Source organism: Synechococcus sp. PCC 6716 (genome assembly GCF_022570815.1).
Lineage (GTDB): Bacteria > Cyanobacteriota > Cyanobacteriia > Thermosynechococcales > Thermosynechococcaceae > Thermosynechococcus > Thermosynechococcus lividus.
Genome location: NZ_JAKLTU010000023.1, coordinates 101,707 through 115,183 on the forward strand (window position 1 = coordinate 101,707; position 13,477 = coordinate 115,183).

A 13,477-nucleotide genomic window follows, 5' to 3' on the forward strand; every position below is an offset into this window, starting at 1 on the left:
TTGGGAGATTTCTCACAACACCATGGATCGCAATCCCCTAGAACTGCTACAGCAAGCCTATTATGCTGGTATTGGGGCAGTCACCGCTGCTGTTGAGTCGCTTCAAGATGAAGGCAAGCGCCAAGAAAATCTTGCCCAACTGCGCCTCGATCTTCGCCAACTAGCCAGTCTTTGGGCTGAAAAGGGGCGAGTCACTGAAGCACAAGCTCGCACGTTAATTGATGCATTTGTAGCCCAACAAACAGCCAATTCCAACCCCCCACGAGCCAGCTCTGCCGAAGCGAAGGCCATAGAAGCCGATATTAAGCTTATAATCGAAACCTTGAGGGCTATTCGTGAAGATATGCAGCAGAATCAAAATTCACCTGCCCCCTAAGTCTAGGTTCGCTCTAGACAACAGTTGACTTAGTTTTGTGGAATTGCCTACCCCCCGACGTGGCGGGGTAGGTTACCAAGGTTTAATCGTTATCCCAGCACTCACGACCAATCAGATCACCGATGCGATCTCGCAGCATAAAGTCGCAACGTTCTAGCTCCGCCTCAATCAGAGGCCACTCCCGAACTGGCACGTACTGGCAGAGGGTGTAGATAGGCTGCTGCCGACTGACCACTCCCTTGGCCACCAGTTGACGGGCTTCGTCTTGAACTAGCTCGATGGAGTATTGAAGGGATTGAACCATAACATCCTCGTTTGGCGGAAGATACCCTAGCAGTGCATTCAGAATTAACAGCCAGAATTAACAAACTGTAGTCTGTAATACTGAACCATTCTTATTTTTGCTCTAGGGAACTACTGCTCATAATAACAAATGTTTCCTAGGTCAGGGGGTCTTGACGTAAAATTTTCGAGCTGCTAGGTCAGCAGGACTCAATCAGTTTGCTTGGCTACTCCCCAACCCAAATGCTGGGGGCACATCTCACTAGTGGCTACATCGCCCCTTTGCCACAGCCACGCCTCTACCAGTCTTTTGAAGGTCTTCAGGCAAATTGAGGGTACCGAGGGCGCTATCGTGTAAAAAACTACGGTAATCTTATAGAGAAACTAGAGTATAGCTAGCAGCAGGACAGCGATGGGCATCACCATTGACAATGTTTCCAAGTCGTTTGGTACCTTTCAAGCGGTCAAACAGGTGGATCTTGAAATTGCCAGCGGTTCACTGGTGGCCTTACTTGGGCCTTCAGGCTCCGGCAAGTCAACGCTGCTACGGCTCATTGCTGGCTTAGAAATGCCGGATACAGGACGTATTCTCCTCACCGGTAAAGATGCCACCTACCAGAGTGTGCAGGAGCGCAACATTGGTTTTGTATTTCAGCACTATGCCCTGTTTAAGCACATGACCGTGCGCCAAAATGTCGCCTTTGGCCTTGAGCTGCGCAAAGTGCCCGCTGCTAAAATCAAAGCTCGGGTTGAGGAGCTACTGGATCTCGTTCAGCTTGCTGGGTTGGGCGATCGCTATCCCTCCCAGCTATCTGGTGGGCAGCGGCAGCGGGTGGCCTTAGCGCGGGCATTAGCAGTAGAACCCAAAGTCCTGTTGCTGGATGAACCCTTTGGTGCCCTCGATGCCAAGGTTCGCAAAGAACTACGGGCATGGTTGCGCCACCTCCACGATGATGTCCATGTCACCACGGTATTTGTCACCCACGACCAGGAAGAGGCGATGGAGGTTGCCGATCAGATTGTGGTGATGAACAAAGGCCAAGTGGAGCAAGTAGGCACGCCCGCTGAGATTTATGATCACCCTGCGAGTCCCTTTGTCATGAGCTTTATTGGGCCGGTGAATGTTCTGCGCAGCACCTCCCGCATCTTTGAGCAAAGTGACAATCGTGCGCCGCACTGCGATATTTTTCTGCGCCCCCGCGACATTCTTATTGAAACTCGCCCCAATGGCAACACCGTGCCTGCGCGCATTAGTCGCATTATTCATCTGGGCTGGGAAATTCAAGTGGAATTACGCCTAGACGATGGGCAGGAGTTAATGGCGCACTTATCGCGAGAGCGATTTGATGATCTCACCCTAGAGCCACAGCAGCAGGTGTTTATTAAACTGAAGGAAGCAAAGTCATTTCCGCTCTACTACAGTATTTAGGGCGGCCTGAGAAAAGTGGAGCGATCGCTTGAACAAATTGCGTCAAACTTGCTATGCTAACAAAGCGATGCAATGGGGTGTCGCCAAGCGGTAAGGCAGCGGGTTTTGGTCCCGCCATTCGGGGGTTCGAATCCTCCCGCCCCAGTTCCCTTGTGGTTCGAAGGTATGGATGTCTTGCCGAGTCTGCTGGCTCTAGACTTTGACGGAGTCCTCTGTAATGGCCTGCGGGAGTATTTTCAAACCAGTTGGCGGGTGTATCAACAGGTATGGCAGACCTCTGATGTTGCCCTTGCTGACCTAGAGCAGCAATTTTACCAACTGCGGCCTGTGATTACGGTGGGCTGGGAAATGCCAGTTCTGTTGCGAGCCATCCTTGAGGAAATCCCCACTGCGGAGATCAGCGCCCATTGGCCCCAGGTGCGCGATCGCCTTCTTCACACCTATCACCTTAGTGCAGCGGATCTGGGGCAGCGGGTCGATGGGCTGCGGGATGAGTGGATCCGCAACGACTGGCAACACTGGTTGATGCTCCATGACTTTTATGATGGAGTGGTGGCCGCTGTGCAGCGCTGGCAAGCCCAAGGCCATGCGATGGCCATTGTGACCACCAAAGAACAGCGCTTTGTGACCTATTTGCTAGAGCAGGCGGGGATCACTGTTCCGGCTACGGCTATCTACGGCAAGGAGCAACAGCAGCCCAAGCCGATGATTCTTTCGCAACTGCAAGCAGCCTACGGTACACCACTGTGGTTTGTGGAGGATCGTTTGGGGGCGCTCCTAGAGGTCGCTGCTACCCCAGAGTTGGTATCCACTCGCCTTTTTTTGGCCACGTGGGGCTACACAACCGCAGACGATTGCCAACAGGCGCAGGCGCACCCCCGCATTCAGCCGTTAACCTTGGGCGAATTTTGTGCCCTCTTAACGCCGTAGATCCCCAGAATTTTCCTCATCGAGATCGCTCAGTGCCATGCCATTGGCTTCGCGGCTAAAGGCTTGGCGCTGCTGCTGAGTGACTTCAATGCCGACGGCGATCGCGTCTTTCAGGCGATCGAGGGTGGCCTGCCAACGCTCTTGGGTGGTTTCCGAGAGGCGATCGCGGTGCTGTTCAAAACTGCTGCTAATGTCCTCCAATAGCTCCGGCAGAGCATCGGCAGATTTTTTCAACAGTTGTCGCGTTTCCTTGCCAGAGCGCGGGGCAACCAGCAGACCAACCACTGTGCCAATTGCCCCCCCCAGAAGCAGCCCCCCCAAAAAGGCACCGCCACTTCCTTGCTGATTTGCCATGGTTATCTCCTTCGTTGCCGTAGCCACGGGGTACTATACCGACTTATCCAGCTTATCAAGGTTAAAAACAGGCGGACATTACGCTGCTGCCGTCCCCAGCGGGGCAGTTGCGATCGCAACCCCGCGACCCCACGCTGACCAATCATAATGACCTGTGGCGCTCCCCCCAGTACGCCATGGGTACTGCGCTCGGCATCCAACAGCGCCCGGGCAACCCCCCGCAACGTCTGCCGCAGTTTCACCAATTGCCAAGCCACCCAAAGGGCAATGATCGCAATCAGGCAATTACAACCAACAACAATCCAGACCATGCCGGTGGAGGGTATCATCGTTGCCTTCAACTACTGGTTCATCTTTTCATAGATTGCCACAAGTGTAGGGGCAACTAGCCCGCGAGTCTAGAGACCCGCGGCTGCCAAAGCGGCTAACACCTCTGCGGCGCTCTGGTAGCGATCGCGGAAATTGTACCGAACCATGCGGTTCAAAATAGCCACAAACGCTGGTGCAAGATGCGTCCCAGGCTCCCACACCACATCCCCTGTGGTCGGATCATTGGGCAGATCCATGGGTGCTAACCCCGTTAAGCCTTCAATAATCACCATTCCCAAGGAGTAGAGGTCACTGGCAATGACTGGCCGACCCGCCATCTGTTCGCTGGGGGCGTACCCACGGGTGCCAATCGAGATTGTATATTTGCCGTGCTTTTGTAGATCCTCCGGTTGAACGTGGCGCACCGCACCAAAATCAATGAGAAATAGTTGTTGATCACTGCGGCGGCGCATGATGTTGGCGGGTTTAATATCGCGGTGAATTACCCCTAACTGATGCACGTACTCGAGTAGCTCAAGAATACTTCTGAGGATGGCGATCGCCTCTGCTTGGGACAGAGTTAATTTTTTTTCAAACTCTTCCTTGAGCGATTCCCCCTCCACGTACTCTTGAGTGAGGTAAAAGACCCCCTCCTCCTCAAAGTAAGCCAACAGCCGCGGAATGCGCGGGTGCTGTCCTAGCTGGGCAAGTGCTTCGGCTTCGCGCTGGAACAAGCGGCGGGCAATGGCCAGAAACCGCTCATCCTTGCGGGAGGGCACTAACTGTTTAATCACACAGATCGGATGATCGGGCAAATGCTGGTCTGCGGCTAAGAATGTTCGTCCAAATCCGCCTTCCCCCAACTGGCTGAGCACTTGGTAGCGCCCCCCCAAAATGTGGGGCAGGGACTCGGTTGCCGCCGCTTCACTATCTGTAACCACCGTGGTTTTGGGGACTGGAGACGGGCAAGTGCTAGGGGGTGCAAGGGTGTCGGTGGTATCCGGTGCGGCAACCGGCTCTAGGGTGGCTGGCGTGGCTACAACTCCCAACTGAGTGTCCACCGCATCTGGATCAAGGTTGACCGCTACCTCGCTGACTAGGGTTGGCGACAGGAGATCACTGGAACTGCTGTCAACGGCAACATCAGTGCTGACGGCAGATCCCTCCTCGGGGACAACGACTTGGGTGTCCGGTACCTCAGTAAACCACCGAGTCGTGGTTGGGGCAGAAGTTGGAGGCAGCGGCTCTGGCAGCGATACTTGGGTTTCTGGCAACTCTGCTGCTGAGGGGACTGACACGGGATGCTCTGGTAGCTCTAGCTGGGTTTCTAAGGGAGTTGTTGAGGTTGCGGCAGTGAGCTTGCTTGCAGCGGTCAACGCTGTGTCTGAAGGGTCTAGGGTGAGTTGGGTCTCTGGGATGACATCTTGGATGGCAGTGGGCACACTTTCTGGGTCTGTAGGCTCTACAACGAGAAAGGTTTCCATTTCCGTGGGGTTAGTAGCTGTGCCGGCGGCACTGGGAATCTCGGTAATGGGTACCTCATCCACAACAGGGGTCAAGAGTGTTTCGCGACTCGCTGGCTCAGCAGCGGTCAAATCTGGGTTGACGGTGGTTTCAGCGGCTTGGGGAACAGGGGTAAAGGGAATGCAGGTGTCCGGTTGCACAACGGTGGCATTGGCATCGGGGGTAACATCTGTGTTTTTATCTTCCATCAGGAGCGAATCGGCTGCCGCTTCAGACAAGGCTTGGGGAGCGGTGGAGGGGCGGTCATTAACCAATGCGAAGGGGGGAACAGACATTGGTTCAGGTTCATCCGTCGAGGGCGATCGCGAGCGTTGAGAAGGGGAAACGGCCAAGGCGCGGTACGCCAGCATCAAAACCCCAGCACTGACAAACCCAAGTTCTGGTGCGACCAGAGGAATCCAGCCGGATTGTAAAAATAGCAAAAAGGTGAGCCCCCCTAGGCTAACCCCAGCAGTCACAAAGAGGGGCAGAACCAGCCAGCGCTGACCTTTGAGGGTAATCAGCGCCCCCACGAGTGACCAGCCAAAAATCCACAGGGCGATCGCCCCTTGCGGCCATGTCCAGAGGGGAGGGCGATTGTCAAGGGCAGCAGCTAAAAGGTCGTCTAAAATAGCGGCTTGCACCACCACCCCAGCCGTGAAGCGATTTCCCTGATCAGGTTGGCTAAGGGGCGTTAGGAGCTTATCGTTGCTGCTACTGCCGGTCACCCCAATCAGTACAGCGCGATCGCGCACTTGGGAGGGCAACACCCGCTCGCTCAAGACATCTGTGAGACTCACGGTTTCGTAGGTGCGTGGGCTGGTTCCATAGTTAATGAGGATCTGGAAACCTGCTGCATCTAGGTTGCTGTAGCCTCCCCAGTTAGGGGTCAGTGCCTGAAAGCGAGCCGTCCCCAACGCCAAGCCATCCTTACCGCGACGTTGGGGGGTTGTCCCCAGAAAAATGCTGGCGAGGGCAAGGGCAAAGGACTGCGGTGTATGACAGCGAGCCTTGGCCTCTGGAGTAGTGGCCAGAATGGCACGGCGCACGACACCATCACTATCCACCGGAATATCCGCAAAGCCAATTTGGTTTGGCAAGAGTCCAGCGGGGGGAGCAATATCCGGCTCAGCCCCTTGACCCACTTTACAGACAATGACGGTGTTGGGTTGGGTCATCATTGCTCGCCCTAGGGATGGCAGGGTCTGGGTGGGGGGGCGAAAGCGATCCGGCACGGGGAAGTCCCGGAAAATGTCAATCCCAACGACCTTGGGGCGGTGCTTCTGTAACTCTGCCACGGCTTGGATCAGTACCTCGTCAGGGACAGGATATTGCTTCAGGGCTTGAATATCCTCTTCGCCAATAGCCACAATCAATATTCGATCAGCAGAGGCTGTGGCGGGTCGCCAGCGCAGCCATTGATCATACACCCTGAGTTCCAGCGGCTCTAGTAGAGTCAGTGCCTGTAGCCCCACCACTCCCACCGTGGCGATCGCCGCCGCGATACCAACTGCAAAATACGGCATCAACCTCTGTTGCTGTGGCGAAGGCACCATACTCAACACCAAACTCGATCGCTGCTGCCCAAGCCGTGGCCGGGCACTAACGTTGCTTCCTATAGTGAACCACACCTCTAGCTTTGGCAAATCCACAAACAGCAAGCTCTTGTCAAGGGATGTAATAAGTTTTAATACCTAGGCAGTAAAACTTTGCAATTTGTTACTGAAGCAGCGCAAAGTCTCTCTACAGCTTGATTTTCTGCTACAACCACAAGAGGTACATCCCGCTTCTTGGGTTTGTTATCGGTTGTTACAAGGAGTCCGAACGCATGTTCACCCACGTCAAGTCCACGATTCGGCATATCGCACCAGCGGCGCTAAAGGGGCGATCGCTCTTGCGAGTGGTGTATGTGGTACTTGAAGCGCAGTATCAAAGTGCCCTTTCGGCAGCCGTGCGCAGCATTAACGACAATCATCCCCACGTTGCCATTGAAATTAGTGGTTATCTCCTCGAAGAACTGCGGAATTCCGAGAACTACGCGGCTTTTTGTGAAGATGTGGCGCGGGCGAATGTATTTATTGCGTCATTGATTTTTATTGAGGATTTAGCTGACAAGGTGGTGGAAGCGGTTCAGCCCTACCGCGATCGCCTCGATGTGGCCGTGGTGTTTCCCTCCCTGCCACAGGTAATGCGCCTCAACAAAATGGGCAGCTTTTCCTTAGCGCAGATCGGCCAATCCAAGAGCGTGATTGCCAACTTCATGAAAAAGCGCAAAGAGAAGTCCGGAGCAGGCTTCCAAGATGCCATGCTCAAGCTATTGCGCACCCTGCCACAGGTACTAAAGTATTTGCCCATCGACAAAGCCCAAGATGCGCGCAACTTCATGCTCAGCTTCCAGTACTGGCTGGGAGGCTCCCCCGAAAACCTACAAAACTTCCTCCTGATGCTGGGCGATCGCTACGTCTTCAAAGGACAGTTAGACAGCAGTCATACCCTCACCTACCAAGAACCGGTCACCTATCCGGATACAGGCATTTGGCATCCCCTTGCCCCCCAGATGTTTGAAGACCTGAAGGAATACCTGAACTGGTTCAACAGCCGTGGCGACATTGGCAACGACCTCAAGGATCCCTTGGTGCCCACCATTGGCCTACTGCTGCAGCGCACCCACCTTGTCACCGGCGATGATGCCCACTACGTCGCCATTGTCCAAGAATTTGAGTCCCAAGGAGCACGGGTGATCCCCGTCTTCTCCGGTGGACTGGATTTTTCCACCCCCCTCGAGCAGTTCTTCTACGACCCTCTACAGCCAGAGAAGCCCATTGTCGATACGGTGGTCTCCCTTACGGGGTTTGCCCTTGTCGGTGGCCCTGCCAAGCAGGATCATGGCAAAGCCGTTGCCGCCCTGAAAAAGCTCAATCGCCCCTACATGGTAGCGCTGCCCTTGGTCTTTCAAACCACAGAGGAGTGGGAAGATAGCGATCTGGGGTTACATCCTATCCAAGTGGCCTTGCAAATTGCCCTACCGGAACTGGATGGTGCCATTGAACCGATTATCCTCTCTGGCCGCGATGGCGTGACGGGCAAGGCGATCGCCCTACAGGATCGGGTAGAAATGATTGTCCAGCGTGCCCTGAAGTGGGTTAACCTACGCCGCAAACCCAAAGTCAATAAAAAAATAGCGATCACCATTTTTAGCTTCCCACCAGATAAGGGGAATGTTGGTACAGCCGCCTACCTCGATGTCTTTGGCTCCATCTACAAGGTTATGGAAGCCCTCAAAAATAACGGCTACGACCTACCGGAGCTACCTGAAAATGCCGAAGCCCTCATGCAGGAGGTGCTTCACGATGCCCGCGCCCAAGTGGGCAGCCCCGAACTCAATATTGCCTACCGCATGAGTGTAGCAGAGTACGAGCGGCTCACCCCCTACGCCAAACGCCTAGAAGAGAACTGGGGTAAACCCCCTGGGCATCTCAACAGCGATGGCCAAAACCTCTTGATCTATGGCAAAGCCTACGGCAACGTTTTCATTGGGGTGCAGCCCACCTTTGGCTACGAAGGGGATCCCATGCGGCTACTCTTTTCGCGCTCAGCTAGTCCCCACCATGGCTTTGCGGCCTACTACACATTCTTAAACCACATCTGGAAAGCAGATGCGGTGCTGCACTTTGGCACCCACGGCTCCCTTGAATTCATGCCCGGCAAACAGATGGGGATGTCGGGCGAGTGCTATCCCGATAACTTAATTGGCAGTATTCCCAACCTCTACTACTACGCCGCCAATAACCCATCAGAGGCCACCATTGCGAAGCGACGCAGCTACGCCAACACCATTAGCTATTTAACGCCTCCCGCCGAAAATGCTGGTTTGTATAAAGGGTTGCGGGAACTCAGCGATCTCATTGGCTCTTACCAAAGCCTCAAAGATAGCGGGCGCGGGGTACAAATCGTGAATACGATCATGGATAAATGCCGCTTGGTCAATTTAGATCAGGATGTGGCGCTACCGGATCAGGATGCGGCCAACCTCACTGCCGAAGAGCGCGATACCCTCGTTGGCAAGGTCTATATCAAGTTAATGGAGATTGAAAGTCGGCTGCTGCCCTGTGGTCTGCACGTCATTGGTCAGCCACCGAGCACCGAAGAGGCCGTGGCTACCTTAGTCAATATTGCCAGCTTGGATCGCCCTGAAGAGGAAATCAAGAGCCTCCCGCGTCTGATTGCCGAAAGCTTGGGGCGCGATATTGATGACATTTATCGCGGGAGCGATCGCGGTGTTCTCGCCGATGTGGAACTATTGCAGCAGATTAACCAAGCCACCCGGGCAGCCGTCACCGCACTGGTACAAGCCCAAGCTGATGCCGATGGCCGCGTGTCTAAAGTCTCGAAGCTGAACTTCTTTAATATGGGGCGCAAAGCGCCGTGGATTGAAAGCCTCCATGGATCGGGCTATCCCCACATCGATGTAGGCTCCCTTAAACCCCTGATGGAATACCTCGAGTTCTGTTTGCAGCAAATTGTTGCAGACAATGAACTGGGGGCACTCCTACAAGCCCTCGAAGGGGAATACATTCTCCCCGGGCCTGGGGGCGATCCCATTCGCAATCCCGACGTGTTGCCCACCGGCAAAAACATCCATGCCCTTGACCCTCAAGCCATTCCCACCGCTGCCGCCATTCAATCTGCCAAAGTGGTGGTGGATCGCCTCTTGGCACGGCAAAAAGCTGAGAACAACGACCAATGGCCCGAAAGCATTGCCATGGTGCTGTGGGGAACGGACAACATTAAAACCTACGGTGAATCCCTCGCGCAGGTGCTGTGGTTAGTGGGGGCACGGCCTTTGCCAGATTCCTTGGGCCGTGTCAATAAAGTGGAGCTAATTCCCCTAGAGGAGCTGGGTCGTCCCCGCATTGATGTTGTCGTGAACTGCTCTGGGGTATTTCGGGATCTGTTCATTAACCAGATGGCGCTCATTGACCGTGCCGTGAAGATGGCAGCAGAAGCTGATGAGCCAACGGAACTGAATTTTATCCGCAAACATGCCCTGCAACAGGCCGCAGAATTGGGGATTGACCTGCGCCAAGCTGCCACCCGGGTGTTCACCAATGCCTCTGGTTCCTATGCGGCTAACGTGAATCTTGCGGTTGAAAATAGTTCTTGGGAGCAAGAATCGGAGCTACAGGAGATGTATCTATCGCGCAAGTCCTTTGCGTTTTCTGCGGATTCACCGGGAGCGATGGTTCAGGCGCGAGACCTGTTTGAGACTGCCCTCAAAACCGTTGATGTCACCTTCCAGAACTTGGACTCTGCCGAAATTAGCCTGACGGATGTGAGCCACTATTTTGACTCAGACCCTACCAAACTGGTCGGCTCACTGCGAGGGGACGGCAAGCAGCCTAAGTCCTACATTGCCGATACAACAACAGCTAATGCCCAAGTGCGTACCCTTTCGGAAACTGTGCGTTTAGACAGCCGCACTAAACTCTTGAACCCGAAATGGTACGAGGGAATGCTCTCCCATGGTTACGAGGGGGTACGAGAAATCTCGAAGCGGCTGGTCAATACGATGGGCTGGTCGGCCACGGCGGGGGCGGTGGATAACTGGGTTTACGAAGAGGCCAATGCCACCTTTATCCTTGATGCTGAGATGCGGCAGCGGTTGTTGAATACGAACCCCCACTCTTTCCGCAAGATGGTGAGTACGTTCCTTGAACTGAATGGTCGTGGCTACTGGCAGACGAGTGAAGCCAATCTGGACTTACTGCGCCAGCTTTACCAAGAGGTAGAGGACAAGATCGAAGGGGTGGAGTAGCAGGGATGGGGGGTGTTCCCCCTTTTTTTATGTTGGTGGTGAGTAATATTTACAAAAGTTTATTCACCCTTAAGTCTTGTTGAAAAAGTTGCAATATATTATTGATGTTCTCTACTGTGGGAAATAGAATATCCAACGCTAATTACTAGGCGCATCTTGACAGCCAACAGATAGAGTAATTCTCTTGTGCATCGTCTGGTTGGGGTAACGGCTAACTCAAGTGGTTTGCTTGAGGGAAATGCGAGGTTGGGTTGATGACTGTTACACTCCACAGCAAGAGGACGTGTCCCGTGGATTTACTACATAAGCAGATATTGGTGCTCAGCAACAAAATCGATGCTTTGTACCAGATTGTTGAACAACTGAACCAAAAAGTTGCCCAAGCGCTAGCTGAGGGGCGAATCAAAGCTGCTGCCGGTGCTGCCAATGAGCAGGTGGTGAGGGGAACTGTGCCGGCTCGTGCCCCTGGGGTTATGCCCGAACATAAGGATATTTTAGTGGATGATGACTATAGCCACAGCCGCCATCTGAGTGGCGATCGCCCCTTGAGTGCCGAGGTACAAATCCAGCGGTTAACGGCACAACTCACAGCGGCGTACAATCAAATTGCTGCCTTAGAAGAGCAATTATTATCGCGTCATACCCATTAGCTGAATCTACGCCAGCTTTGCTAGGACTGGTTCTACCGAAACGACGTGTTTTGATAAACCTAAGAGGTGAGGAGCCAACCCCAAGGCTAAGCCAATTAATTGGGGTAGATGTAAAACTGGCAAGTTTAGTTTTTCGCCAATGAGGTGTTCAATGTCTGGCTGCCGGGAATCTAAGTTCAGGTGGCATAGGGGGCAGGGGGTAACAATGCAATCTGCCCCAGCGGCGATCGCCCCTTGGAGGCGTTGTGCTGCCATCCGAAAGGCGGCGGGAGTTGCATAGCTAGAGATTGGCCAGCCACAACATTGGGTACGCCCTGAATACTCAACGGCAGTTGCCCCAAGGGCATCAAAGACATTCTCTAGGGAACTGGGGTGAGTCGGATGATCGAAGGGAAGGGTGCGCTGGGCGCGAAGCAAATAGCAGCCATAAAAAGCAGCACAGCGTAGGTTGGTTAGGGGACGAGTGACCCGTAAGCGCAATTGCTCTAACCCCACATCACCAATGATTGCCCACAGCAAATGTTTGACTTCAGTGGTGCCACGGTAGGGATGGCAACCTTCTGCCTCTAACAGTTGGTTGATGCTATTTACGTAGTCGGGGCGATCGCGCTGGAACTCTTTTAGGCGTTCATCCACATGCCCAATGACTCCTTGGCAGGTACTGCAATGGGTTAATAATGGCAATTCCAACGCTTCAGCAAGGGCAATATTGCGGGCATTCACCGTGTCTTCTAACAACCATGAATTTTCCTTAAAGGTGCCTGAGCCACAACACGCTGCCTGTTTCAGTTCAATGAGTTCTATATCTAAGCGGGGGGCGATCGCTCGGGTGGCAAGATCTAGCTCGCGGCAAGCCCCTTGAGCCACACAGCCCGGATAATAGGCATAGCGAAGAGTGGTCATCGACAGCATTCCTAGCAGGTACTCTTAGTTTATCGAATGTGAGCGGAAAACCCCGTCCGCTTGCGGTGGGGAGGATGTCAAGCGCAATGAGGCCAATATCGAGCAGAAGATCATCCTGCCTCTGCTACAGAAGAAAATCGTCAAGGGGAGCGTGGGGAGAGCGAATGGGCAGCACTTGCTCTAGGTTGGATTGGGGCTGCGCAATAATTTGGTGAGACAGAATCGGTGGCTGCGAGTGCGATCGCACCGCCTGAACTGCTGCATTGACCTCGGCAACTGCGCCACGAATCACCAGCGTCCAGTAGCCACTGCCAATGCCTTCACAACTCACCAGTTGTACGTTAGCTGCTTTCACCAAGGTGTCAGCAACCGCAAGTGCTGCTGGGTACCCCATGACCTGAATCATTCCTACGGCTTGTTGGCTCATGACACCCTATCCCTAAGAGCTAGCACCTTCGGCTGCGATTCTAATCTGTTCCAAGGCAATGCTAACGAGCAGGCGACAGCAGTCTCCCTCGTGCTTGAAGTTGCACAGCCGTCTTATGAGGAAGGTCGTCTCTGGCAAAAGATAATCAAAGATAATCATTAAGGTGCCAGCAGGTCAAGACTTAGGCTGAAAGACAGCAAACCAGTAGAGCGTAAGAACACCCAAGGTGCCAAGGTTCCGAAGCCAACTGCCGCCCCAAGCATAGAGGGCGACTAAGGATACCACGACAGCCACAGTCAGAACCGTAAAGCGCATACTAGCTCCCTGCAAGTATCTTTATTCCCTTATTACTTAATTAAGTTTCCATTCGATCGCCTTCCCCATGAAGAGGAAGGGAGGGAGCGCAAATCGAGATCGACAGCGGTACCGGCCTTACGTTTCCATTCGATYGCCTTCCCCATGAAGAGGAAGGGGGTTGGTGATAAATACTCGCTGTCAA

At 53.8% G+C, this 13,477-nt stretch carries 12 protein-coding genes and 1 tRNA gene; 6 read left to right on the forward strand and 7 right to left on the reverse strand.

The window, feature by feature from the left end:
* Positions 1 to 22: 22 nt before the first annotated feature.
* On the forward strand, positions 23 to 376 hold the full coding sequence (locus L5220_RS10255) for a hypothetical protein (RefSeq protein WP_499573403.1): 354 nt from the start codon (positions 23 to 25) through the stop codon (positions 374 to 376).
* A gap of 82 nt (positions 377 to 458) precedes the next feature.
* On the opposite strand, the gene L5220_RS10260 is transcribed toward L5220_RS10255, so the two are convergent.
* The gene (locus L5220_RS10260) at positions 459 to 680 is read right to left on the reverse strand and encodes a DUF4327 family protein (RefSeq protein WP_448515440.1); all 222 of its coding nucleotides are present in this window, start codon (positions 678 to 680) and stop codon (positions 459 to 461) included.
* Between the two features lie 390 nt (positions 681 to 1,070).
* Between L5220_RS10260 and L5220_RS10265 the strand changes: the two genes are divergently transcribed.
* The 3 genes from L5220_RS10265 (at position 1,071) to L5220_RS10275 (ending at position 3,017) form a co-directional block, all read left to right on the forward strand.
* On the forward strand, positions 1,071 to 2,087 hold the full coding sequence (locus L5220_RS10265) for a sulfate/molybdate ABC transporter ATP-binding protein (protein WP_499573405.1): 1,017 nt from the start codon (positions 1,071 to 1,073) through the stop codon (positions 2,085 to 2,087).
* A gap of 73 nt (positions 2,088 to 2,160) precedes the next feature.
* A tRNA-Gln gene (locus L5220_RS10270) sits at positions 2,161 to 2,232 on the forward strand.
* A 20-nt stretch (positions 2,233 to 2,252) separates the two neighbouring features.
* Complete coding sequence (locus L5220_RS10275) at positions 2,253 to 3,017, forward strand: HAD family hydrolase (protein WP_448515442.1); 765 nt, start codon at positions 2,253 to 2,255, stop codon at positions 3,015 to 3,017.
* Here L5220_RS10275 and L5220_RS10280 read toward each other — a convergent pair.
* The 3 genes from L5220_RS10280 to L5220_RS10290 form a co-directional block, all read right to left on the reverse strand.
* Positions 3,006 to 3,371, reverse strand: coding sequence for a YtxH domain-containing protein (locus L5220_RS10280; protein ID WP_448515443.1), 366 nt, complete (start codon positions 3,369 to 3,371; stop codon positions 3,006 to 3,008). The genes L5220_RS10275 and L5220_RS10280 overlap by 12 nt on opposite strands.
* Positions 3,372 to 3,373: 2 nt before the next feature.
* Positions 3,374 to 3,700 carry a hypothetical protein gene (locus L5220_RS10285; RefSeq protein WP_448515444.1) on the reverse strand — a complete coding sequence of 109 codons (327 nt, stop codon included), beginning with the start codon at positions 3,698 to 3,700 and terminating at the stop codon, positions 3,374 to 3,376.
* A gap of 69 nt (positions 3,701 to 3,769) precedes the next feature.
* Positions 3,770 to 6,709 carry a CHASE2 domain-containing protein gene (locus L5220_RS10290; protein WP_499573410.1) on the reverse strand — a complete coding sequence of 980 codons (2,940 nt, stop codon included), beginning with the start codon at positions 6,707 to 6,709 and terminating at the stop codon, positions 3,770 to 3,772.
* Between the two features lie 302 nt (positions 6,710 to 7,011).
* On the opposite strand from L5220_RS10290, the gene L5220_RS10295 reads away from it, so the two are divergent.
* Complete coding sequence (locus L5220_RS10295; RefSeq protein ID WP_448515446.1) at positions 7,012 to 10,998, forward strand: magnesium chelatase subunit H; 3,987 nt, start codon at positions 7,012 to 7,014, stop codon at positions 10,996 to 10,998.
* A 254-nt stretch (positions 10,999 to 11,252) separates the two neighbouring features.
* A complete protein-coding gene (locus L5220_RS10300) occupies positions 11,253 to 11,648 on the forward strand; it encodes a hypothetical protein (protein ID WP_499573412.1) in 396 nt (131 codons plus the stop codon).
* A 6-nt stretch (positions 11,649 to 11,654) separates the two neighbouring features.
* On the opposite strand, the gene L5220_RS10305 is transcribed toward L5220_RS10300, so the two are convergent.
* From L5220_RS10305 to L5220_RS10315, 3 genes are all read right to left on the reverse strand, one after another.
* On the reverse strand, positions 11,655 to 12,551 hold the full coding sequence (locus L5220_RS10305) for a CoB--CoM heterodisulfide reductase iron-sulfur subunit B family protein (RefSeq protein ID WP_499573414.1): 897 nt from the start codon (positions 12,549 to 12,551) through the stop codon (positions 11,655 to 11,657).
* A 124-nt stretch (positions 12,552 to 12,675) separates the two neighbouring features.
* A complete protein-coding gene (locus L5220_RS10310) occupies positions 12,676 to 12,978 on the reverse strand; it encodes a carbon dioxide-concentrating mechanism protein CcmK (protein ID WP_099799273.1) in 303 nt (100 codons plus the stop codon).
* A gap of 174 nt (positions 12,979 to 13,152) precedes the next feature.
* The gene (locus L5220_RS10315) at positions 13,153 to 13,293 is read right to left on the reverse strand and encodes a hypothetical protein (RefSeq protein WP_448527357.1); all 141 of its coding nucleotides are present in this window, start codon (positions 13,291 to 13,293) and stop codon (positions 13,153 to 13,155) included.
* Positions 13,294 to 13,477 lie beyond the last annotated feature (184 nt).